Here is a 22821-nt window from a genome sequence, read left to right on the forward strand (position 1 = left end):
GGATGTTTCATTAAATGTCGGATTTATGGGAGGATTGTTTAGAGAAATCAGAAGAAAAGACCGTGTTTGGGACGACGGGCGGGCCTGGGAATTGCTGGCCCGAGGCGAATACGGTTTTCTGTCGCTGTGCGGAACGAACGGTTACGGTTACGGAATCCCGATCAGCTATGCGCTGTCGGGAAAAAGCGTCTATTTTCATTGCGCGCCCGAAGGGTACAAACTGGAGTGCGTCCGGGCGAACAATCGGGCGTGTTTCTGCGTCGTCGGGCATACCCGGATCATTCCGGAAGGGTTCACTACCGAGTACCGGAGCGTGATGGCGTTCGGAACGGTCGCCTGCTCGCTGCCCGAATCGGAACGGCTGTCGGCCCTCGATCTGCTGGTGGATAAATACAGCGCCGATTTTAAGGATATCGCGGCTAAATATATCGCCGGATCGTTTCACCGGACCGAGATTCTGAGGCTGGATATCGAGCACCTGTCCGGAAAACATAAAGAACTGCATAAATAAAATCTGATCGTCTATGGAAAAAATCGATCCCGCCTGGATTACCGAAAATTTTATTTCGCTGATCGGCAGAGAATGGATGCTCGTCACGGCTGGCGATGCGTCCCGTTTCAACACCATGACCGCCTCGTGGGGCGGGGTGGGGTATCTGTGGAATAAGCCCGTGGTGTTCGTATTCGTTCGTCCGGAACGGTATACGTTCGAATTTATCGAACGCTGCGACTGTTTTACGCTGTCGTTCTTGTGCGAGGAGTACCGGGAAGCGTATAAAGTTTGCGGTTCCCGTTCCGGGCGCGATACCGATAAAGTGAAGGAAGCGGGGCTCGTCCCGTTCGTTACGCCGTTGGGAAACGTCACCTTCGAGCAGTCCCGCCTGACGCTGGAGTGCCGGAAACTGTACACCGGGATAACCGCCGAGGAGCGGTTTATCGATAAGAGTATTTACCGGAAGTGGTACGGAGGGTCCCAGGGCGGAGACCATCGGTTGTACGTGGCCGAGATCGTGGACAGTTGGATCAAGTAAGCCGTCCGTCCGCTGTTTTCGCCGGCTTCGCACGAATCCCCGTTCCCGGAAAAAGTGTTGTTTTTACGCTTATTTGTTTGGTTTATTAAATAAAAAAAGATAAATTTACAGACAGAAACGAATTGTTTAACCAAAAGTCAACTTTAACGATTAAAAAACTACTTGATTATTATGAAAAAACTTTTGTATGCGGCTTTATTCGTCTTGGGGGCTACGGCTTTCTGGCAATGTGACGATCCTGAATGGGAATCTGCGGCGATCGGAACGTGGGGCGCGCCTGAAGTGTCCTTCCCGATTGCAGGCGGGTCCACAGCAGTGAAATTTACGGCGACCAAAGGATGGTCCATTTCCATCGACTATCCGGAAGGGGCGATTCAAAAAGATTGGTGCACCGTATCTCCGATGAGCGGCGGCGCAGGAGACAATGAAATTACCATTACGGCTGCCCAGAACGAGACTTTCGAGGATCGTACGGTCGACGTCGTGGTGCATTCCGGTTCCGCTTCGAAAGTTTACAAGGTTACGATGCCGGCGAAGAACGAACTGGCGGCCGAGGTTCACGAGTTCAAGGATCTGTCTTATGAAGAGCAGATCATCGAAGTGCCGTTGGTCAGCAACGTCGAGTACAAGGTGAATATCTCGGCGGAAGCGCAGGAGTGGATTTCGCAGGTGGAATCGAAGGCCGAGCCGGTGAAAGACACGCTCTATTTCAAGATCGAAACTTACCGGACGGGGCTTCTCCCGCGCGAAACGAGCATTACGCTGACCAACACGGCGCTGGGGGCTTACGAGCAGATCGATATTTCGCAGAATCCCGGCCCGACCCTTGTCGTAGATCCGGCGCTTTCCGAAATCGACGGGAAGAAACAGGAGGTGACCGTTTCGCTGGTATCGAGCGCTGCGTGGAAATTGACGCAGGAGGAAGCGACTGCTTGGTGTAAGTTGACCGGGACCGGTCCGGAAGGAGAAAAAGGCGAATATGAGTTGGTCTTCTCGGTTGAGGAAGCGCTTACCAAGGCACGTACCGCCGTATTCACGCTGACGGCCGACACGATGGTGCGAACCATTACGATCCAACAGACCGAACTGGGCGTTGAAAACGGAGCCTTTATTTATAAAGGGGATGCAGCGACGTATTCCAATCCTTCGGTATTCGAAAAGAGCGGCAACCTGATAGGGCTTTATACTTATCCTTATAAGTTGAGCGCTTCGCAGGCTGAATTGTGGGCTGCCAACTCAGGCGTTACTGGCGGAGAGTTCAGAAAGGGAACCTTATACGTGCATTTCGTGCTGGATCTGCCTGCTAGCAATATGAAGCAGTCTATCCGTGGGGAAGGTTGGGGAAGTACTAGCAAAATGGTCTTCAAGTTGTACCGTTGGGATACCGATTACAACACGACGCTGGCCGGTGATCCGATCATTACCAATACGATTCCGTACACCGAAGGTAAGCACTACGATATGCTGCCGAGCGGCAAGACCGTAGCTCCGGGCGAATATATGCTTTCGCTGGAAGCCACCGATATCGATATCAATAACCCGCAATACTGGTCGTGGGGTAAGGCGAATGAAGAGTTCGTCAAAGGGGCTTGGTGCGGAAAAGAGGAAATGACTGCTAATTTCCCCGAATTCTATTGCGTTTACGACACGAAGGTGAACGGTTCGGGACAGGTGGCCTGCAAAACTTCCACCGACCTGGGCAAAACGTGGAAAGATCAGGCCGACGAATCTTTCGCGGCTCTCAGCAAGAAATGGCTCGGCGATTATACGGTCGCTTCCAATTTCAATATCACGACATTCGACGGTTATTATTACGTGACTTTCGATAAGGCCGGTGATAAGGGTATTTGCGTAACCCGGTGTAAAATAGCCGGCGGCGATTGGGAATCGTGGAACGGTTCGGGCTGGTCGGCCGACGGAAAAGCTACCGTATGGACGAGCTCGACCCCCGTTTCGCTGGTCGGGAAAGACGGAGCCGTGTACGCTTATTATATGGACGGCGACAATGTGGTGTCGGTTAAATACGCCGGCGGCGACAACTGGCCGGCTTCCGGACAGCAGAGCGTAGGCTACGCGTTCACCGAAGACGCTCCTGCCGAAATCGACGTGAAATACCATGCGGGCAGCAGCGAATATGTTGCGACTTACGTGACCGCCGACCGCGAAATCGGGACGCTCACATCGACCGACGGCGTTCGGTTTACCGTAGCCGATCCGCTGCCGGTAGATTCGTACTACCTGTGGGCCGGCGCTTCTGGCGTGCGTTATGCCGTCGATGCGGCTACCGGTACGGTGAAGGCGAAATCTTACATCTCCTATAAACGTGGAGAAGGTACGAAAGGATTGTATGCGTTCCCCGAGAAATAGCATACGTTCGTAATTCCTAACGAAGAGGAGGTTGTCCGTCGGGATAATCTCCTCTTCCCTTTTATTCGGATCGCCTGCCGGGGAAATTCCGAAAAAACGGGTGCGCTTTTGGTGCGATTCCGTAGGGTGCGCCCCTGTCCAGGCCTGCGCCGGACGGGAAAAATCCGTGCATAAAAACGAACGGGACGAATCCTCTGCGGCGGAAATCGGGCAATCGCCCGGAAGAAATGCGAATATTTTTTTGTTTTCGGAAAAATCACTATCTTTGCAAGCCCGTAAAAGCGGGCACGGATCACATAATTAAACAAGTATTAATTTTTTAAACCTTAAAAACAGTGGAGTCACTAAGCTACAAGACAATCTCCGCCAACGCTGCGACCGTCACCAAGGAATGGGTTTTGATCGACGCAACGAACGCGGTATTGGGACGTCTTGCCGCCCAGGTAGCCAAAATCCTGCGCGGAAAAGACAAGCCGAGTTTCACTCCTCACGTTGACTGCGGTGACAATGTCATCATCATCAACGCCGAGAAGGTGAGACTGACCGGGAAGAAGCTCACGGACAAGGAGTATGTCCGTCATTCGGGCTATCCGGGAGGCATTCGGTTGACCACGCCTGCCGAATATCTCAAAAAAAATCCCGAATTCATTATCGAGAAAGCCGTGAAAGGCATGTTGCCCCGCACGCGTCTGGGGGCTGCGCAGATGCGCAACCTGAAGGTGTATGCAGGCGGCGAGCATCCGCACGCCGCTCAAGCTCCGAGAACAATCAATTTAAACGAGATTAAGTAATGAGTATGGAAGTTGTAAACAGCGTTGGACGTAGAAAAGCTGCTGTAGCTCGCGTTTACGTGAAACCCGGAAAAGGCAACATTACGATCAATTCGAAGCCGCTGGCTACCTATTTTCCGTTGGAAATTTTCCAGTATGTCGTAAAACAGCCGTTGCTGGTTACCGACAATACCGAAAATTTCGACATCACGATCAATCTGGATGGCGGCGGAATCAAGGGTCAGGCCGAAGCCGCCCGTCTCGGGATCGCCCGTGCACTCTGCGAAATCGATGCGGAGATGCGACCGATCCTCAAGAAGAACGGTTTCATGACGCGCGACCCGCGCGAGGTTGAACGTAAGAAACCCGGACAACCCGGAGCACGTCGCAAGTTCCAGTTCAGTAAACGTTAATCACTGCGTTCACCGGGCACAGAACGGGAACAAATACCGGAGACTGCGATTTTCGTACTACTCTGTTATTGCCCGTCTGCGGAAAACCGCGGGGATTGTCCAGGACACTACCGCCGCGGTTGATGTAAAGAGAATTTTAATCAGAGATTTATTAACGATCAGAAAACAATGTCAAGAACTGATTTTAATCAATTGTTGGAAGCCGGAGCCCACTTCGGTCACCTGAAAAGAAAATGGAATCCCAAAATGGCTCCTTATATTTTCATGGAGAAAAACGGGATTCACATCATCGACCTGCACAAAACGGTGGTAAAGGTCGATGAGGCTGCCGCAGCCCTGAAGCAGATCGTCAAAAGCGGTCGCCGCGTGCTTTTCGTCGCTACGAAAAAGCAGGCCAAGGAGATTGTCGCAGAAAAAGTATCGACCGTCAACATGCCTTACGTCACCGAGCGTTGGCCGGGCGGTATGCTTACAAACTTCCCCACTATACGTAAAGCCGTCAAGAAGATGGCTACCATCGATAAATTCACTGCCGACGGAACCTACAACAACTTCTCCAAACGCGAAAAGTTGCAGATCAGCCGTCAGCGCGCCAAACTCGAAAAGAACCTCGGTTCGATCGCCGATCTGACCCGTCTTCCGGCGGCTATTTTCGTGGTCGACATCCAGAAGGAAGCCAATGCCGTGAAAGAGGCGAAACGTTTGAACATCCCCGTATTTGCAATGGTTGATACTTGTTGTGATCCGACAGATATCGATTATGTGATTCCCGCCAACGACGACGCGACCAAATCCATTGCCGTAGTGCTGGATGCCGTTGTCGGCGCCATTGCAGAGGGGCTGACCGAACGCAAGCTGGAAAAGGAAAAAGAGGCTGCCGAGGCTCCGAAAAAAGAGGAAAAAGAGGCTAAGCCGCGTATCCGGAAAGTAGCCAGAGCCGAAGCTGCGAAAGCGGAAGTTCCAGCCGAAGAAGTCGCTGCCGAAAGCGGAGCTGCGGAAGCTCCTGCCGAAGAGGCCGCCGCCGAGTAATGACATTTTAATAAAAACAGAAGATCATGGAAATAAAAGCTGCTGATGTCGCCAAACTTCGTAAAATGACCGGTGCAGGTATGATGGACTGCAAAAAGGCATTGATCGAAGCCGATGGCGATTACGACAAAGCGCAGGATATTATCCGCGAGCGTGGAAAGTTGGTTGCCGCCAAGCGCGCCGACCGTTCGGCTACCGAGGGGGTGGTCGTTTCCAAAATCGTGGGTCAGAAAGGGTATATGCTTTGCCTTGCCTGTGAGACCGACTTCGTGGCGAAGAACTCCGAGTTTTCGGCGACCGCCAATGAAATACTGGATATAGCCATTGCCGCCGATGCCGCCGATTTGGAGGCGCTGAACGCCGTGGCTGCCGACGGACGCACCGTTGCCGACAAAGTGACCGAGAAATCGGGCCAGACCGGCGAGAAGGTGGAACTGGTTTACTACGCGAAGATCGAAGCTCCGATGTGCGTAACCTACATTCATACGAACCACAAGCTGGGTACGTTGATCGGGTTCAACAAGGAGATCGGGATGGAAGTCGCCAAGGACGTTGCCATGCAGGCTGCGGCTATGGCTCCGATTTCGATCAGCCGGGAGGATTGCGATCCGGCGGTGATCGAGCACGAACGTTCGATCGGCCGCGAACAGGCCCGTCTGGACGGAAAGCCCGAGGCCATGTTGGATAAGATCGCCGAAGGAAAGGTGAATAAGTTCCTGACCGAAAATACGTTGTTGAGCCAGCCGCTGGTGAAGAACAACAAGTTGTCGGTGGGCGCTTATATCAAACAGGACGATCCGCAGGCTACGGTCGTCGCTTACAAACGTTTTTCGCTGAACGATTAATCGTTTCGGCGGGATTTCATGTACGGCCGGACACCGATCGGTGTCCGGCCGTATTTTTTTGATGACAAAAATGCATATTTTTGTTGTCCGTTTCGAATAATGAATTATTTTTGTCCGAAAGAAGACCCCGTATTTTGCGATCGGTTTCGTGAAAAAGGCGGTTTTATAGTCCGATTTTATCGGAAAGAATAGGGAATTTGGTTGAATGAATGAACCAGGGGAAAGTCTCGCTATTTTTATTTCGGCGGGTAAAATAATAATACAAGTTATTGCCGGATTAAAAAAAAAAGTTTAACTTTGGTTTTGATTTGAAGCCAAATTAATGCATTATACTAAATTAAAAACCTTGTTTTATGAAAAAGTGCCTACAACTTAGCGTTTTACCTCTTTTATTGTCGGCAGTGCTTTTTTGCTCGTGTAAGGACGACAATCCGGGGAATCCCAACCCGATCGTCGACGCTTCCGTGCAGGATGCAAAAGTGACAATCGATCAGGCAAACAAAAGGATTGATGTTCTGTTCTACGAATACAATCCGCTCTCGGCCGTCGAGATCACATTTAAGTTCGTCGATGGAGCTTATCTGTATACGCCTCTGATGAAGAATCCGGCTACGCTGGATCTGTCGAACACGAAGTACGGTTCGACGATCGTCGTACAGACTGGCGACGATTTGGTGTATTACGACGTATACGGCGCAGTCGATTACCCGATCATGGGGATGGTTGCCACCGCCGATGACGGAGCGATCGAAGGACGTGTCGTATTCGACCAGAATACGCGTGAAATCACGGTCGAATTCAACTATGTGATCGATCCGACGCAAGTCAATTGCGAGTTCACTCTGAGTCCGGAGGGCGGCAAGTTGATCGGCTTGACTAACCCGTGCGTTTTGGATATGTCGAAAGACCAGACGATCACTGCCGAATCGGATAAGAGCGGCGGCCCCGTTACTTATAAACTGAAAGCGGTGGAGAGTGCGGACGCTTCGATCGTTCCCGACGGTTGGGAAAAAGTGTCGGGCTATACCATGCCTTCGTATATGGCACTGTACAAAACCAATATGTTGTATGAAAACGAAGCTTATGTGCTTGTTGCGGATAAGCGGGCCAAATTCTCCGTGCTGAGTAACGGTTACAAATTCCTGACGACCCTTCCCGAATTTTACCAGCAGGATCCTACCGCGACGGTGATTATCAACGGCAGTGCGACCGACGATATGATCGTTGTCGACGGGCAGGTGATCAACCAGGGCCGGCAAACGACTACTGCGGGTTTCGGCGTAACCAAGGCGGGGACGATTCTGATCGGCGATAATTTTAAAGTCGAATGGGATAAGGTTAAACAGAACGATAGCACGGCACACTATGCGATGTATGCAGTTCAGTCGTTGATTGAGAAAGGTACCCTACAGGATGGACTGGATGCCGAAACCAAGGATGCGCGTGCCGCCATCGGGGTTACTTCCCGCGGATATTATGTATTCTTCGTTTGCCAGAAATACACTTCGCCCGGTATTACGGTGGAGCAGCAACGCGATATCATGGCCGACTGGGCATGTTATTACGCTGTCGGTCTGCAGGGCGGATCGGGTTCGTGTATGCTCGTCGGAGGGCAACGGACGATCTATTCGTCGAAGACAGATGCGTCTACCGGACTTACCGATAAGGATTACTACAAACCGGTCGGATGCGTAGGTGTCCTGAAATAATCGAGCTATAGAGATTCGTCGGAAAGAGGATGCAGTGTCTGAATTGCATCTTCTTTCTGTTTTGCACAACAATATCACAAAGAGAAGGAAAATAAGTTTAAAAAGTCCTTTTTTGTGTTTCTTTGTCGAATTAAAACGAAAATGGCTTGCAAAGTTGAAAAAATGATTTATTTTTGATTCTAAGCTACGACAAGGATTATACCTTGTGACATTAAAAAAACCTTATTGATAATTTGTCTATGAAAAAGTATTTACAACTCAGCGCCTTATGTTTGGTCGTATTGGCGGCGGGCATTTTCAGTTCCTGCAAGGACGACGAGTCCGGCTCGTCGAGCCCGTTGCTCGGGATGTCCGTGCAACTGGCTGCGGCGGACAGTACCGTTTCGACACGGATCAATATCGATCATGCCAACCGCCTCGTGACCGTTTCGCTTAGCCAGGAAGCGCGCGATCTGAGTCATGTTCTCTGTACGTTCGACCTGGTCAACGGTGCGTCTCTTTATACGCCGAGCGTTACGAATCCTGTCGAGATGGATCTGAACGACGTGACCGGCGTAAATATCCTTACGGGCGGCAGTATCGTTTGCTATAAGATCGTAGCGGAGGTGGACAGCCCGATCAAGGACGTGAAGGCATCTTACGGGGGAGCGGAAGCGGTTACCAGTATTGATACGAAAACGCGTTTGATCAATGTTTATTTCGGCAGCGATCCCGTGGACTTCACGCAGGTTCAGGTGGAATTCGTGATTTCGGCGATCTCGTCGATGGTCGATCCTACGAGCACGAATCTAACGATGGATCTGTCGGCCGATACGACTTATGTGAAGGTTCAGAACGACCTGGTGGGTACGGCTACCTACAAGATGATCTGCTGGAACGATCCTTCGGATAACAATCTTGCGATTAAGCGGAGTGCGGACGTGGAAGTCACCGACAACGGCGGCGGCAGCTATACGCTGAATACGACGGGTACGGCTCCGACCGTCTCTACGTCGATGTTCCCGGTATCGGCCGGTTCTGTGGTTTCGTTCTCGTACAAGGCAACCAAAGCGATCGGTCGCCCGAGGTTGAGTCTGGATGTGAATAACAAGAAATTGCAGATGCTCGGTTACGAGATGAACCAGGCTGACGATTGGACGGAATATGCCGTAGATTTGGGCGGCGTTTACTTCGATATGGGATCGGAACTTGCACCGGGTTATCCGTTGACGCTCTCGTTGGGCAGCGAATCCGGCGTGACGATCGAGATCAAGGATATCCAGGTACGCGAAAAGAACTATGAGGAACAGATGTTCGCCGACAACGCTTATTACTTCAAGTTTGAAGACGGCAAGACCGGAAACAATTTGAAGGTGAACGATGTGACTACGGATGAACAATTCCTTACCTATAAGTTCACTCCGAGCGGCACTTCCGATCCGTATGTTTCTGCGAAGAGCCGTGAAAAAGCGGTAACGATCAATGACAATCAGATCTATTTCGAATACAAGAGCGAATCACCGTTCGAACTACAGTTGTTCTGGCAGGCAGTAGCCGATTCATGGAGCGGCCGCGCCGGGTATATGCTTCCCGTTTCGGATGTTTGGGTTGCCGTTCATATGGATTGGACGGATCAGGTGAAGAGCATCTTTACGACCAATCCGACGGCCGGGGATGCGGGAGCTCCGTTCCGCTTCGACTTGGAAGACCTGAAAGATCATAGCGGCGGAATGATTGCTAACGTACCTATTTACGTTCGTAACCTGAGAATAGGTCAAAAGAGTTACGAATAGTCCGGACCAAAGGTCCAGTTAATAAATCAAACGAATCCCCGCAAGATCTTGCGGGGATTCGTTTGATTTATTTTGCAATATGGGATGGTGTGGAAACCAATGACGTGCCGGATGCTGCAGGAGCCTGTCGTATTGTCCGTTTCCGGAGAATCACGCTGCGTACATCCTGTTAGGAGGTGTTCGAAGATTCGTAATCCATACCTGTTTTTTTGAAGATATGGATGGTTTTTTTAGGTTGAAAAATCGTGTTTTTTATTGTTTTTTTGCAACAATGCGCTAAATTTGTCGAGGATAATTTATGTAATTTGAAAAATTAATCCTAAATTTGATCGTGCTTTGAAATCGAAACAATGAATAATACTAAACTTAAAACCTTGTCTATGAAAAAGTATTTACAAATCAGCGCCTTATGTTTGGTCGTATTGGCGGCGGGCATTTTCAGTTCCTGCAAAGACGACGAGTCCGGCTCATCGAGCCCGCTGATCGGGATGTCCGTGCAACTGGCTGCGGCGGACAGTACCGTTTCGACACGGATCAATATCGATCATGCCAACCGCCTTGTGACCGTTTCGCTTAGCCAGGAAGCGCGCGATCTGAGTCATGTTCTCTGTACGTTCGACCTGGTCAACGGAGCGTCTCTTTATACGCCGAGCGTAACGAATCCGGTCGAGTTGGATCTGAGCGACGTGAACGGCGTAAATATCCTCACGGGCGACAACATCGTATGCTATAAGATCGTAGCGGAAGTGGACAGCCCGATCAAGGAGGTGAAGGCGTCTTACGGAGGAGTCGAAGCCGTAACGAGTCTCGACAAAAAGTCTCGTTTGATCAATGTTTATTTCGGCAGCGATCCCGTGGACTTCACGCAGGTTCAGGTGGAATTCGTGATTTCGGCGATCTCGTCGATGGTCGATCCTACGAGCACGAATCTAACGATGGATCTGTCGGCCGATACGACTTATGTGAAGGTTCAGAACGACCTGGTGGGTACGGCTACCTACAAGATGATCTGCTGGAACGATCCTTCGGATAACAATCTTGCGATTAAGCGGAGTGCGGACGTGGAAGTCACCGACAACGGCGGCGGCAGCTATACGCTGAATACGACGGGTACGGCTCCGACCGTCTCTACGTCGATGTTCCCGGTATCGGCCGGTTCTGTGGTTTCGTTCTCGTACAAGGCAACCAAAGCGATCGGTCGCCCGAGGTTGAGTCTGGACGTGAATAACAAGAAATTGCAGATGCTCGGTTACGAGATGAACCAGGCTGACGATTGGACGGAATATGCCGTAGATTTGGGCGGCGTTTACTTCGATATGGGATCGGAACTTGCACCGGGTTATCCGTTGACGCTCTCGTTGGGCAGCGAATCCGGCGTGACGATCGAGATCAAGGATATCCAGGTACGCGAAAAGAACTATGAGGAACAGATGTTCGCCGACAACGCTTATTACTTCAAGTTTGAAGACGGCAAGACCGGAAACAATTTGAAGGTGAACGATGTGACTACGGATGAACAATTCCTTACCTATAAGTTCACTCCGAGCGGCACTTCCGATCCGTATGTTTCTGCGAAGAGCCGTGAAAAAGCGGTAACGATCAATGACAATCAGATCTATTTCGAATACAAGAGCGAATCACCGTTCGAACTACAGTTGTTCTGGCAGGCAGTAGCCGATTCATGGAGCGGCCGCGCCGGGTATATGCTTCCCGTTTCGGATGTTTGGGTTGCCGTTCATATGGATTGGACGGATCAGGTGAAGAGCATCTTTACGACCAATCCGACGGCCGGGGATGCGGGAGCTCCGTTCCGCTTCGACTTGGAAGACCTGAAAGATCATAGCGGCGGAATGATTGCTAACGTACCTATTTACGTTCGTAACCTGAGAATAGGTCAAAAGAGTTACGAATAGTTCGGACCGGAGGTCCCGTTAATATTCAAAGAAAGCGCTGCGGCATTTGTCGCAGCGCTTTCTTTTTAGTTCGCGAACGTTTGCAAGGAATCCTATCGGATATAAGCCGGCTTCGATCATCATGATTAAGACCTTCGAGAGCATAACGGTACCGTTTCGGGCGATTTCCGATTTGTAGGTGGGATCGGGAAGAGGTGGGCAAGGGGGAAGCCGTTTCCGTACCTTGTCGCTATTGGTTCTGCTGGGAGGAGTTGCCGGCGTAGGAGCGGTTGCTTTAGGCCCTTCTAACCTACCGCGTTTGCTGCGACCCGTTCGATCTCCTGGAGTTCGACATACCACAGGTATCCCGTTACGGAACGGTATCCCATATCCCGGAGCAGCCGCATGTAGGCTTCGATTTGCCGGGTGTGTGCCGTTCGTTTTTTGCGTCCGAATTTGTAGTCGATCACGACGGCTTCGGTTCCCCGGGTCAGTACCCGGTCGGGTCGCCGTACGGTCGGGGCGTTCGGGACGAGAATCGTATTTTCGTTCCGTACGGCGCTCCAACGGCTGTCGAACCACGACGCGATCAACGGATCGTCCAGCGCTTTGTCAAGCAGGGCCTGTACCTGCTGCGCTTCGTTGTCCGACAGAAGACCGTTTCGGCGCATCTGCTGCAGCCGGGGCATGATCTCCGTGCGGTCTGCGACCTGTTCGAACAGCCGGTGCATGAGGATGCCGTGGTCGCGCAGCGACGGGGCAGGAGGATCGTCCTGTTCGAAATAGCGTTGCGAACTCAGCCTGAATTTCAGTTTGCTGTGGTTTTTCTCTACCGGGTAGGAGGCCGGGTAACCGGTGGCGGCATGTTCTTCTGCAGGGGAGACGGCGGGAGTGCCGAAATCGTAGGTCAGTCCTTGTTCCGTTTCCGAAAAATGTCCCTGAAGCGTTCCGATCTTCGCATTGCCCTCGCCGTCGGTTTCGATGGAACCGAGAATCAACTGGTGAATGCGCGCCGTGTTCTCCTGCGCGCTCCGGGGGAACTGGATGTGCAGTTCCTCTTCGGCGCGGGTCGCCGCCACGTAGAATAGGTTGATGTTATCGATTTGGGCGAGAACCGTTTCGCGGAAATAGGCTTCCGAAAAGTAGGATTCGGCCAGCGCTTTGTTCCATTCGAGAGGAACGTGCTCCAGTGTGTCGAACGGAGCTTCGGGGCTTCGGGCCCACAGCAAACTGCCCGTTTTGGGTTGCAGGCTCCAGTTACAGTAGGGAATACATACGGCTTTGTACTGCAGTCCTTTGGACTTGTGTATCGTGATGATATTGATGGCGTCTCGGTTGCGCGGCAGGTGGATCGATTGGGTGCGTCCCGATTCGTCCCACCATTGCAGGAAAAGCGGGATATCGGCGATCCTGGAAGTTCCGAATGCGTGGATCTGTTCTTCCAGCGCCTGTATGTAGGCGATCTCGTCTTTTTTCTCCGCGAGCCGGTAGAAAAGGACGATTTCGCTGAACGCTTCTTCGAGGAAAAGCAGCCGCAACCGGCCGATCCATGCGCTCTCGTCCGGCGTCGGCGGTTCGTCCAGGTTGCGCCCCAGGTAGCGGTTGTAGAAAGCTATGCGGATCCTGTCGTCCGGAGACGATGCGATTTGCAGTACGGCGATGATGAAGCCGACGGTGTCGGAGTTGTCTATTTGTAGGGCTTCCTGCGTAACGACGTCGTAACAGTACGGCGTGTCCGGGCGGGAGGCCTTGTAGTCGAGCAATTGCCTGGCTACGGCTACGCCCTGGGCGTTGGTGCGTACCAGTACGGCGATGTCGCCGGGCGCGTAACCGCGCCGTTGCAGTTCTTCGACCGTTTCGATGACCGGCGTTCGCGCCGTTTCTTCTTCCGGCGGATCGTATGCCGTGATCCGGACGTATCCGGCCTGCGGAGCGCGGTGCTGCTTTTGCTTTAGGTCGCTGTAAGCTTCCGCCAGCATGTCGGTCAGTTCGCGGCGCAGGGAGGCCGATATGGTTCCCTCCCCGGCGGACGCGTCGAGCAGCCGGTTCAGCGATTCGTTGGCCGACCGGACGCACCGTTCGATCAGGTTGTTGTTGAAGGCGACGATCGTTCCCGAACTGCGATAGTTCGTGTCCAGAGTCTGCTCGGCGATCTGCCCGAACGCTTCGCGGACTTTCCGTCCCAGAATCTGCCAGTCGCCGCCCCGCCACCGGTAGATCGACTGTTTGACGTCGCCTACCAGCAGGACGGGAAATTCGTCCTGCTGCGCCACGGCGTTTTCGAGTAGCGGGACGAAATTCTGCCACTGCTGCGACGAGGTGTCCTGGAATTCGTCGATCATGAAGTGCGAGAACGTATTGCCCGTTTTTTCGTAAATAAACGGCGTATCGTTGCCGGCGATCAGCTTGTTGATGATCGAGTTGGTTTCGGAGATCGGGATCAGGTGCTGTTCGGCGCAGACTTCCGCGATTTTTTCGTTCAGGTTGTTCAGCAGCGCGAAGCTGCGATAGTTGGTTTGCAGCAGCCGGGTCGTGTTCAGAAAACGGAAATTGCGGTCGAACGTTTCGCAAAGCCGCCCGAACAGTCCGCGCAGTTGCGGAACGAGGCTCAATATCTTCGCTCGGTGCGGCGATTTGGCGCTGACCCATTTGTCGTCCGAACCGAGGGCGTCCTGCACGCGTTTACCGTAAGGGACGATCTCCCCGTTGTTTATCCGCGTCAGGTAACCGGTGCAGCCTTGGCGGCCGTAGGCGAAATCTTCCGGACGCAATCCCGCGTCGGCGATCACCGCCAGCGCTTCGGAGGCGGTTCGCCGCATTTCGTCTTTGACGGCCCGGCTTCGGGCGATCGCCTCGCCTACGACGGCCGTCAGCTTTTCCGGCGTGACCGGTTCGCTTTGCAGTGTTTTGTACTGTTCCCTGAAAAGTTCCCTGCCTAAGGCGACGATTTCGCTGCGAACGTCCCATTTGCCGTTCCGGTCGATCTGCTCCTCGGCGAAACGGACGATCCATTTCCGCAGTTTGTCGTCCGTGGCGATCGCTTCGATCAGACGGTCGGCGGCCGTATCGAGCAGCGGATCGGTTTGCAGTTCGAGGTTGAAGTTGATGTCGATGCCCAGCTCTTTGATGAACGAACGGATGATGCGCTGGAAAAATTTATCGATCGTGACGATGGTGAAATGGCTGTAATCGTGCAGTATTCGGGTGCGCGCTTCCCGGGCCCGCCGACGGATCGTGTCGGGGGGCAGTTCCAGGTCGCGCACCAGTTCGGGCAGGTATCCGTCCGGCGCGCCGCAGGCCAGGCGGTTGATCTCGCTGATGATCCGTTGTTTCATCTCCTCGGTAGCCTTGTTGGTAAAGGTGACGGCGAGGATATGCCGGTAGCGTCCGGGATCGCGAATCACGTTGCGGATATAGGCGTAGGCCAACTGGTAGGTTTTACCGGAACCGGCCGAAGCTTTCAGGATTTTGACATTTCCCATGTAACAAAAAAACGCTTGTATGCGTTAAAGGTATAGAAAAGATTGATAATCTCGCATAAAATAGTATTTTTGTATCATAAAAACCGGATGCCATGAAAAAGTTTTTGGCGCTGGCCGTGCTGATGGGAATTGCAGTGTTGCCGGCTTTTGCACAACAGGAGATTAGAAGCGAGGGATCGCTGGATTTTTCGAAAGCGGATCTGAGCGGGAACCTGACCGTGAAGATGATTCGATCCGACACGGCGCGGATTGCGATCAAACTGCAGGATGCGGAGATCAATCGGTTGAATTGGGGCGTTAAGGACGGTCTGCTGACCGTTCGGCTGAAACCCGGGATGAACGGCAAGGGTAGCGCCGACGTGACGCTCTATTACGACAGCCTGTCGTCGGTGAAAGTTTCCGGAGCCAACGTATCGGTTGCGGGGGTATTGTCGGCCGTTATGCTGGACATAGACCTGTCGGCCGGAGCGACTTTCGGCGCCGAGCTTGCGACGAAAGACACTTATATGAAAGTAGCCGGCAATTCGGTCGCCAACGTGACCGGAACGACGAAATATTTTACGCTCGTGGCCGGGGCCAGGTCGAAGGTGGATTGCCGGGCGCTGACGGCCGAAGATGTGCGCGTCGAAGCCGGATCGGCTGCCGAAGTTTATGTGAACGTGACCGAACGTCTTCAGATGACTGCCGATACCGGGGCCGCGATTTTCTACAAGGGTTCTCCGGAGATCCTCCGGTCTTCGTCGAAAATGCTGGGAACGATCAACAATATCGGGCAATAAGGATATTTCCGGTTGCCGAATGGAATTTACGGTGCCGTCCGGTTTGCGGGCGGCATTTTTTAACAATACGATCCGATGCGGGGATTCATAACGGAAGTGGCCGATGCGCTGTACCGGCGCTACGGGGACGACATATCGTCCCTACGGTTGGTATTCCCGAACCGCCGGGCGCAACTTTTCTTTTGCGATGCGTTGAGTTCGTTGATTCACAGGCCGCTGTGGCAGCCCGCTTTCGTTAGCATCGGCGAACTGATGGAACGGTTGTCGGGCCTGCGCGGCAGCGACCGGGTCAAGCTGATTACCGAACTTTACAAGGTTTATTCCCGTGTTCACGACGAGAGTTTCGATACCTTCTATTTCTGGGGGGATATGCTGTTGGCCGATTTCGACCAGATCGACAAATACCTGATCGATGCGGATATGCTGTTCTCGAACATCGGCGATTTGAAAGCGCTCGAAGGCGATCATTCGTATCTGACGGACGATCAGATCCGGGTGATTCGGCAGTTTTGGCAAAGTTTCGGCTCCGGGAGTTCCTGTTCCGACGAACAACGGCACTTCCTGACGATCTGGGAGTCGCTGGCCGATATTTACCACCGGTTCCGCGAGTCGCTTTCGGCGCAGGGATTGGCTTATGAAGGCATGGTTTACCGGGCGGCTGCCGAGAGACTGCTCGACGACGAAGCGGTCGCCTTGCCCGGCGATGCGGACGGCCGTTATGTCGTGGTCGGATTCAATGCGCTGTCGGCCTGTGAGAAACGATTGTTCAACCGACTGAAAAAAAGCGGCCGCGCCGAGTTCTACTGGGACTACGATTCGTATTACGTCGATCATAAAGATTACGAGGCGGGGATGTTCCTGCGGGACAATATCCGGGATTATCCGCCGCCGCCGGAGGCGCGGATCGGGCACGACCATTTCGGAGCTCCCAAAGAAACGGTCGTCGTTCCCGCGCCTTCCGACGCTTTGCAGTGCAAGTACGTCCATACTTTTTTGCAGGAACTGATCGACCGCGGCGAAACGCCGGATAAGGAGACGGCCATCGTGCTGACCGACGAATCGCTGTTGCTGCCGGTGCTGTACGCCGTTCCCGGCGCGGTCGATCAGTTGAACATTACGATGGGGTATCCGCTGCGGCAGACGACGGCTTATTCGTTCGTCGAGCGTCTGATCGGGCTGCAGGGGCGCAAGCGGGTGCGGAGCGGAAATACCTGGTTTTATCACAACGACGCGCTCGGCCTGCTGGAGCATCCGTACATCCGGCAGAGCCAGCCCGAAATCGCTTCCGCGTTGGCGGACGGTATCCGGCGCAGCCGGTCGGTGTACGTCCGTTCCGGGCTTTTCGAGGTCGGGGGGACGATCGGACAGGTGTTCCGGACGACCGGTTCATGGCAGTCGCTGTCGGACTATATACGCGGCTGCCTGGCGCATGTCGTCGCGCAACCGGCCGGGGAGGGACAGGAGGATGCCGCGCAACGGCGCGAGTTTTTCACGGTGATCGACGAACACCTGGTGCGGATCGTCAATTCACTGGCCGATTCCGGGTTGGAAATTCCGATGCCCGTGTTCGCTTCGCTGCTGCGGCGGACGCTGCAAACGTTGCGCGTTCCGTACGAAGGCGAGCCGTTGGCAGGCGTCCAGATCATGGGAATCCTGGAGACCCGGAACCTCGATTTCAAAAACGTGCTGATTCTGTCGGTCAACGACGATACGTTTCCCGGCAACCGGGCCGTCTCGTCCTCCTTCATTCCTTACAACCTGCGCTACGCTTACGGCTTGCCGACGCCGCAGCACCACGAAGGGGTTTATGCCTACTATTTCTATCGGCTGATCCAGCGCGCCGAGCGGGTGCATCTGGTCTATTGTTCGCGCAGCGACGACAAACGCACCGGCGAGCCCAGTCGCTACATTTACCAGCTCGAATACGAGTCGCCTCACAAGCCCGTTTACCGTCCGATCCGGCTGGGGGTCAATCTTTCGGCCCGGCAGCCGCTTTCGGTCGATAAGACCGGGCGGGTGGCCGATGCGCTGCGCGCTTACTTGGACGGCGGACAGAAGCGTCTTTCGCCGACGTCGTTCTACCATTACGTCGAATGTCCGCTGAAATTCTATTTCCGCAGCGTCGCCGGATTGTCGCCGCAGCAGGAGATTGCCGAAGAGGTCGATTTGCCGATGTTCGGCACCATCCTACACCGGACGATGGAGCTGCTGTACGCGCCGTTGCTGGGCGATCCTGCCGCCGGGCCGAAGATCGGAGCCCTTGTCGGATCTGCGGCGGTGAAGGCCGCCGTCCAGCGGGCGATCAACGAAGAGTACCTGCGCGACGAAGGGGCGGGGGAAGAGGAGTACGGAGGGAACCTGATTCTGGTGCGGGATGTGGTCGCCAAGTACGTCAACAGTTGCATTCTGCCGTACGACGCTTCGCAGACCGGTTTCGTGATGCGGGGGCTGGAAGTGCCGGTAAGCTGTCCGTTTGGATTCGGGGAAGGGAACGGGGAGCATACGGTCGTTTTCGCAGGAAAGTCCGACCGGATCGACCTGCTCGCCGACGGCCTGCTGCGCGTGGTCGATTACAAAACGGGCAAACGGCATATCCGGTTCAAAGATCTCGAATCGCTGTTTTTCGGCGATATCCGCGAACGGAGCGCGGCCGTGTTGCAAACGCTGCTTTATTCGCTGATGCTGACCCGTTCGGAGAAGTGCGACGTGCAGCCGGCGCTTTACTATGTCAGAAATATGCAGGAACCGGATTTTTCGCCGCTGCTGCTGGAGGGGAATACGCCGGTCGTCCGTTTTTCGGAGTACCGCGCGGAGTTCGAAGGTCTGCTTCGGCGCGTATTGATCGAACTGTTCGATCTCTCGAAGCCGTTCGTGCAGTGCAGTAGGCAGGAGACCTGCGCTTTCTGCGATTTCCGCGAAATCTGCCGGCGGTAACTCAGAAGTCGAGCCGGCGGATCACCCGCGCCGGGTTGCCGGCGACGACGACGTCGTCCGGAAACGATTTGGTGACGACGCTGCCCGCCCCGACGACCACCCGTCGTCCGAGGATTACTCCGGGACAGATAACCGCCCCGCCTCCGATCCAGCAGTCGTCCCCGATGGCGATCTCTTTGCACTGCTCGATTCCCTGCCGCCGCTCGCGGTAGTCCATCGGATGGGTGAACGTATAGATCTGTACGGCAGGGCCGATCAGCACGTGGTTTCCGATCCGGACGGGGGCTCCGTCCAGAATAACGCAGTCGAAATTGATGAAACCTTCCGAACCGATATAAAGGTTGTAGCCGTAATCGCAGTGGAACGGCGGCCGCACCAGGCAGTCGGCTGCGGCGTTGGGCATCAGTTCGGTCACGGCTTTCCGGTATCCTTCCGCATCGATCGACAGGGCGTTCAGCCTGCCAAGCCGTTCGGACGCCAGCCGCCGCTCTTCGGCCAACTGCCTGTCCATCGTTTCGAACGGTTCTCCGGCGAGCATTTTCTCTTTTTCCGTCATGCCGCTATTATTTTCCGGTGAATGTGAAATAATAATTCATAAAGAAGTTCCACAGCGTGACGAGTCCGATGGCGATCAGTTTCGACAGGTAGAAATTCAGGCGCGCTTTGTCGTTCAGCAGGTAAATGATGATGTTGTTCAGGATCAGTCCAATGGCCGAAATGCCGACGAACTGGACGTACTGCTGCGCCACCTCCGGGTCATGGCTGCGGAATGTCCACCAGCGGTTCAACAGGTAATTGGTCGAGGCGGCGGCCATGAATCCCAGCGAGTTGGCGATGTATTTGTTCAGTTTCAGTTTTTCTTTGAACAGGAAAGTGATGCCGAAATCCACCACCACTCCGGTGCCGCCGACGACGCAGAATTTTATGAATTGCAGGAACATGTCGCTTATTTTTTCAGGTTTATTTTTACGGTTTTGCCGTTGAACCAGGTTGTTGCGGGCAGGTTGGCGATCGTGAATCCGACCTGGAACGTGCGAGGCGTCAGTGCCGGTACCACGAAGTCCGCGGTTCCTTGCAGTTCGCCGTGCGGGGGTAGCGTGCCGGTTATCGGCAACTTATATCGGTGGGTCGGTTCGCTGCGGTTACGCCATACGATGCTGACCGAAACCGAATCTCCGTCGATTTGGTATTCGTAGGGGTAAGGATTGTGCAGCGTCAGGCGCAAATGTAGCGTGTCTCCCGCCGCGACCTGTCCGGGAAGCGCGTCATAGGCGACGTCGATCCTGCGGACGGGAGTGAAATGCTCCGTTTCGATGTATTCGAACCGCTTCCCGTTACTCAGTTTCAAGCGTCGTTTGCCGGGAACGCTGTCCCAAACCTGCAGGATCGCCGGTTTCCCGGCCATCCGGTCGTCATCGTCCTTCAGTTCGTACTGGCTGGTACGGTAGCGGATCGACGGTTGGGCGTATGCCGTTTGTCCGGTATAAAAACCGTATTTCGCGGCATCCGTATAACTGCCGTCGAAAATAACGGGCCGGCCGTCGGCCGCTGCTGCTATTTCGTTGTAGGAGGCACGGTTGTCGAATACTTCGAACTTCAGTCCCAGCGGATTGAATATCATTTCGATGCGCACCAGCGCGATCAGCGCGATCGTAATCCATCCGACGCGGACGATGTAGCGGCGCAGCCGTTCGCGCCCCTGCGTGAACAGGTACAGTACGGCGATCACGCCGAACGTGGCGGGGATTTCCCACTGCGGCTGTACGTATCCGCGTGTCGTGGAAGCGAGGAAAAACAGAATGAATCCGGCCGAAATACAATTCAGAGCTCTCAGTACCGGAGTGTGGCCTTTGGTTTTCCACCATCCTTTCAAAAATACGGGGAATAGGAACGGGTTGAAAATAGCGAACAGATTCAGCAGGTATTCCGTAACGAACGAGTATTCGAAATCGCGGGTGCGTCCGTCCAGGTGGTAACGGAACGAAATCCAGTCGTGCTGGTACTGCCACCACAGGTGCGGGGCGATCAGTGCGAGCGTCAGCAGGCAGGCTACGTAGAATTTCGGATTCTTCAGTAGCCGGAGGTTCGAAAGCACGATGAACAGCACGACCAGCGCTCCGTGGTATTTGCTGTAAGCCAGCGCTGCGATCATGACCCCCATCAACAGTGCGCTCGACCAGCGGTCGTCCTCGGTAAACTTTTTATAGAACCACAGCAGCAGCGCGGTAAAAAGCATCAGCGGCCCGTCCGGAACGGCGATGAATCCGTACAGTTGCAGGATCGGCATGGCTGCGGCGATCAGTGCGAACAGTCCTGCTTCGCGGCTGTCGGCCGAAGCCGGTCTGACGATTTTCCACAGGACGAACAGGTACAGCGGTTGCAGCAGCGTGAACAGGAAACGAACGCCCAGTTCCCCGCCCAGAAAACCGCCCAGTCTGACCAGCAGCGCGGTCATCGGCGGATGATCGAAATAGCCCCATGCCAGGGACTCCGAAAACATGTGATAGTAGGCCTCGTCGTTGGCCAGTTCGGTGCATCCGGCTTGGATCAGGTTGACGATCCACCATCCGCCGAGCAAAAGTCCCAGCAGCGTATCCGGGTTTTTGGGAACAGGTATGTTTTTTATGCTGTTGTGCATACGGAACCGTTTCGTTCGTCGTTCGTTACGGGCAATGTCCTGCCGCCGGCGAATTTTTCGCAAATGTAACAAAAAAACAGGAATTCGACGTCGGCGGAGAACCGGAGCCGGAGACAGGCGCCGGCGGTTATCCTTCGGCCAGCTCTTTCAGCAGCGCGATCTCCTGCGGCCAACGGGATTCGTCGGGCGTTTCGAGGATCAGCGGCATGTCGTCGAAACGCTTGTCGCGGGCGATGTAACGGAATACCGTCATGCCCAGCGTCCCTTCGCCGAGGCTCTGGTGCCGGTCTACGCGGCTTCCGAGCGGTTTCATCGCGTCGTTCAGGTGCATCCCCCGCAGGTAGCCGAATCCGACGACGCGCTCCAGTTCGTCGAACGTCCGGTCGCAGGCCGCCTCGCTGCCGAGGTCGTATCCGGCGGCGAAGGCGTGGCAGGTGTCGATGCAGACGCCCACCCGGCTTTTGTCTTCGACCCGTTCGATGATGGCGGCCAGATGTTCGAATGCGAAACCGACGTTGCTTCCCTGACCGGCCGTGTTTTCGATCACGGCCGTGACGCCCCGCGTCGCCGCGAGCGTCAGGTTGATCGATTCGGCGACCCGCCGGAGGCATTCTTCGATCGTGATTTGTCCCAGGTGGCTGCCCGGGTGGAAGTTCAGCCGGTCGAGGCCGAGCTGTTCGCACCGCCGCATTTCGTCGAGGAAGGCGGTGCGGGATTTGCGCAGCCCCTCTTCGTCCGGATGCCCCAGGTTGATCAGGTAGCTGTCGTGCGGGAGAATCTGTGCCGGTTGGTAATGATCCGTCCGGCAGTTCTCGCCGAACGCTTCGATCGATTTGGGACTGAGCGGCGCGGCCGTCCACTGGCGCTGGTTCTTGGTGAAAAGGGCGAAAGCGGTCGCCCCGATGGTATGCGCGTTCAGCGGGGCGTTTTCTACGCCCCCCGATGCGCTGACGTGTGCTCCGAAGTATTTCATGACAAACGTTTAATTAGTTCGTTGACGCTGCCGGCAATCCGGGTCGTGTTTTCGCCGTTTTTCACGTCGCCTGCCGTCGGGATTCCGCAGGCGGCGACGTCGCCGGGAGACCGGCGTCGAACAAAGCTACGACTTTTTTGCAGAAAAACCGATGAACGGCAAAACACTGGCCAAATATTGTTATCTT

17 protein-coding genes are annotated in these 22821 nt (G+C 54.3%); 12 read left to right on the plus strand and 5 right to left on the minus strand.

Translation table 11 applies throughout. The features are described from left to right. Positions 1 to 34: 34 nt before the first annotated feature. The 10 genes from GFH31_RS11305 to GFH31_RS11350 all read left to right on the plus strand — a co-directional run bounded on the left by GFH31_RS11305 (position 35) and on the right by GFH31_RS11350 (position 11849). Positions 35 to 511 (plus strand): pyridoxamine 5'-phosphate oxidase family protein, encoded by a 477-nt coding sequence (locus GFH31_RS11305; protein WP_101571619.1) that lies wholly within the window; start codon positions 35 to 37, stop codon positions 509 to 511. A gap of 13 nt (positions 512 to 524) precedes the next feature. Then, positions 525 to 1031 (plus strand): flavin reductase family protein, encoded by a 507-nt coding sequence (locus tag GFH31_RS11310; protein ID WP_055201738.1) that lies wholly within the window; start codon positions 525 to 527, stop codon positions 1029 to 1031. Between the two features lie 171 nt (positions 1032 to 1202). Continuing rightward, entirely contained in the window at positions 1203 to 3398 is a 2196-nt protein-coding gene (locus GFH31_RS11315) for a BACON domain-containing protein (RefSeq protein ID WP_101571139.1), read from the plus strand. 335 nt (positions 3399 to 3733) lie between these two features. Next, positions 3734 to 4189 (plus strand): 50S ribosomal protein L13, encoded by a 456-nt coding sequence (gene rplM / locus GFH31_RS11320; protein WP_055201734.1) that lies wholly within the window; start codon positions 3734 to 3736, stop codon positions 4187 to 4189. Between the two features lie 5 nt (positions 4190 to 4194). Next, the gene (gene rpsI / locus GFH31_RS11325) at positions 4195 to 4581 is read left to right on the plus strand and encodes a 30S ribosomal protein S9 (RefSeq protein ID WP_055203430.1); all 387 of its coding nucleotides are present in this window, start codon (positions 4195 to 4197) and stop codon (positions 4579 to 4581) included. Between the two features lie 168 nt (positions 4582 to 4749). Next, positions 4750 to 5610, plus strand: coding sequence for a 30S ribosomal protein S2 (gene rpsB, locus GFH31_RS11330; RefSeq protein WP_153497952.1), 861 nt, complete (start codon positions 4750 to 4752; stop codon positions 5608 to 5610). A gap of 26 nt (positions 5611 to 5636) precedes the next feature. Then, positions 5637 to 6455 carry a translation elongation factor Ts gene (tsf, locus tag GFH31_RS11335; RefSeq protein ID WP_101571136.1) on the plus strand — a complete coding sequence of 273 codons (819 nt, stop codon included), beginning with the start codon at positions 5637 to 5639 and terminating at the stop codon, positions 6453 to 6455. Between the two features lie 353 nt (positions 6456 to 6808). Then, entirely contained in the window at positions 6809 to 8164 is a 1356-nt protein-coding gene (locus GFH31_RS11340) for a phosphodiester glycosidase family protein (protein WP_101571135.1), read from the plus strand. 239 nt (positions 8165 to 8403) lie between these two features. Beyond that, positions 8404 to 9936, plus strand: coding sequence for a hypothetical protein (locus GFH31_RS11345; protein ID WP_153497953.1), 1533 nt, complete (start codon positions 8404 to 8406; stop codon positions 9934 to 9936). Between the two features lie 380 nt (positions 9937 to 10316). Then, positions 10317 to 11849 (plus strand): hypothetical protein, encoded by a 1533-nt coding sequence (locus GFH31_RS11350; RefSeq protein ID WP_153497954.1) that lies wholly within the window; start codon positions 10317 to 10319, stop codon positions 11847 to 11849. A 284-nt stretch (positions 11850 to 12133) separates the two neighbouring features. Here GFH31_RS11350 and GFH31_RS11355 read toward each other — a convergent pair whose 3' ends face one another. Continuing rightward, positions 12134 to 15310, minus strand: coding sequence for a UvrD-helicase domain-containing protein (locus GFH31_RS11355; protein ID WP_153497955.1), 3177 nt, complete (start codon positions 15308 to 15310; stop codon positions 12134 to 12136). A 92-nt stretch (positions 15311 to 15402) separates the two neighbouring features. Between GFH31_RS11355 and GFH31_RS11360 the strand changes: the two genes are divergently transcribed. Then, the gene (locus GFH31_RS11360; RefSeq protein ID WP_101571128.1) at positions 15403 to 16089 is read left to right on the plus strand and encodes a GIN domain-containing protein; all 687 of its coding nucleotides are present in this window, start codon (positions 15403 to 15405) and stop codon (positions 16087 to 16089) included. Between the two features lie 75 nt (positions 16090 to 16164). Further along, on the plus strand, positions 16165 to 19023 hold the full coding sequence (locus GFH31_RS11365) for a PD-(D/E)XK nuclease family protein (protein ID WP_118458491.1): 2859 nt from the start codon (positions 16165 to 16167) through the stop codon (positions 19021 to 19023). A gap of 1 nt (position 19024) precedes the next feature. Here the strand turns inward: GFH31_RS11365 and GFH31_RS11370 are convergent, their stop codons facing one another. The 4 genes from GFH31_RS11370 to nfo all read right to left on the minus strand — a co-directional run bounded on the left by GFH31_RS11370 (position 19025) and on the right by nfo (position 22634). Beyond that, complete coding sequence (locus GFH31_RS11370) at positions 19025 to 19579, minus strand: sugar O-acetyltransferase (RefSeq protein ID WP_153497956.1); 555 nt, start codon at positions 19577 to 19579, stop codon at positions 19025 to 19027. A gap of 7 nt (positions 19580 to 19586) precedes the next feature. After that, entirely contained in the window at positions 19587 to 19964 is a 378-nt protein-coding gene (locus GFH31_RS11375; RefSeq protein WP_055205433.1) for a GtrA family protein, read from the minus strand. A 5-nt stretch (positions 19965 to 19969) separates the two neighbouring features. Then, positions 19970 to 21661, minus strand: coding sequence for an ArnT family glycosyltransferase (locus GFH31_RS11380; protein WP_153497957.1), 1692 nt, complete (start codon positions 21659 to 21661; stop codon positions 19970 to 19972). 127 nt (positions 21662 to 21788) lie between these two features. Beyond that, positions 21789 to 22634 carry a deoxyribonuclease IV gene (gene nfo, locus GFH31_RS11385; RefSeq protein WP_118458495.1) on the minus strand — a complete coding sequence of 282 codons (846 nt, stop codon included), beginning with the start codon at positions 22632 to 22634 and terminating at the stop codon, positions 21789 to 21791. Positions 22635 to 22821: the final 187 nt, after the last annotated feature.

Source organism: Alistipes sp. dk3624, assembly GCF_009557455.1.
In the GTDB taxonomy this organism is placed as follows: Bacteria; Bacteroidota; Bacteroidia; order Bacteroidales; family Rikenellaceae; genus Alistipes_A; species Alistipes_A hominis.

Bases quoted from the DNA above. Each gene is read 5' to 3' on its own strand.
- GFH31_RS11310 (WP_055201738.1), top strand. From the start codon at position 525: ATGGAAAAAATCGATCCCGCCTGGATTACCGAAAATTTTATTTCGCTG.
- GFH31_RS11315 (WP_101571139.1), top strand. From the start codon at position 1,203: ATGAAAAAACTTTTGTATGCGGCTTTATTCGTCTTGGGGGCTACGGCT.
- rpsI (WP_055203430.1), top strand. From the start codon at position 4,195: ATGGAAGTTGTAAACAGCGTTGGACGTAGAAAAGCTGCTGTAGCTCGC.
- rpsB (WP_153497952.1), top strand. From the start codon at position 4,750: ATGTCAAGAACTGATTTTAATCAATTGTTGGAAGCCGGAGCCCACTTC.
- tsf (WP_101571136.1), top strand. From the start codon at position 5,637: ATGGAAATAAAAGCTGCTGATGTCGCCAAACTTCGTAAAATGACCGGT.
- GFH31_RS11340 (WP_101571135.1), top strand. From the start codon at position 6,809: ATGAAAAAGTGCCTACAACTTAGCGTTTTACCTCTTTTATTGTCGGCA.
- GFH31_RS11345 (WP_153497953.1), top strand. From the start codon at position 8,404: ATGAAAAAGTATTTACAACTCAGCGCCTTATGTTTGGTCGTATTGGCG.
- GFH31_RS11350 (WP_153497954.1), top strand. From the start codon at position 10,317: ATGAAAAAGTATTTACAAATCAGCGCCTTATGTTTGGTCGTATTGGCG.
- GFH31_RS11355 (WP_153497955.1), bottom strand. From the start codon at position 15,310: ATGGGAAATGTCAAAATCCTGAAAGCTTCGGCCGGTTCCGGTAAAACC.
- GFH31_RS11360 (WP_101571128.1), top strand. From the start codon at position 15,403: ATGAAAAAGTTTTTGGCGCTGGCCGTGCTGATGGGAATTGCAGTGTTG.
- GFH31_RS11365 (WP_118458491.1), top strand. From the start codon at position 16,165: ATGCGGGGATTCATAACGGAAGTGGCCGATGCGCTGTACCGGCGCTAC.
- GFH31_RS11370 (WP_153497956.1), bottom strand. From the start codon at position 19,579: ATGACGGAAAAAGAGAAAATGCTCGCCGGAGAACCGTTCGAAACGATG.
- GFH31_RS11375 (WP_055205433.1), bottom strand. From the start codon at position 19,964: ATGTTCCTGCAATTCATAAAATTCTGCGTCGTCGGCGGCACCGGAGTG.
- GFH31_RS11380 (WP_153497957.1), bottom strand. From the start codon at position 21,661: ATGCACAACAGCATAAAAAACATACCTGTTCCCAAAAACCCGGATACG.
- nfo (WP_118458495.1), bottom strand. From the start codon at position 22,634: ATGAAATACTTCGGAGCACACGTCAGCGCATCGGGGGGCGTAGAAAAC.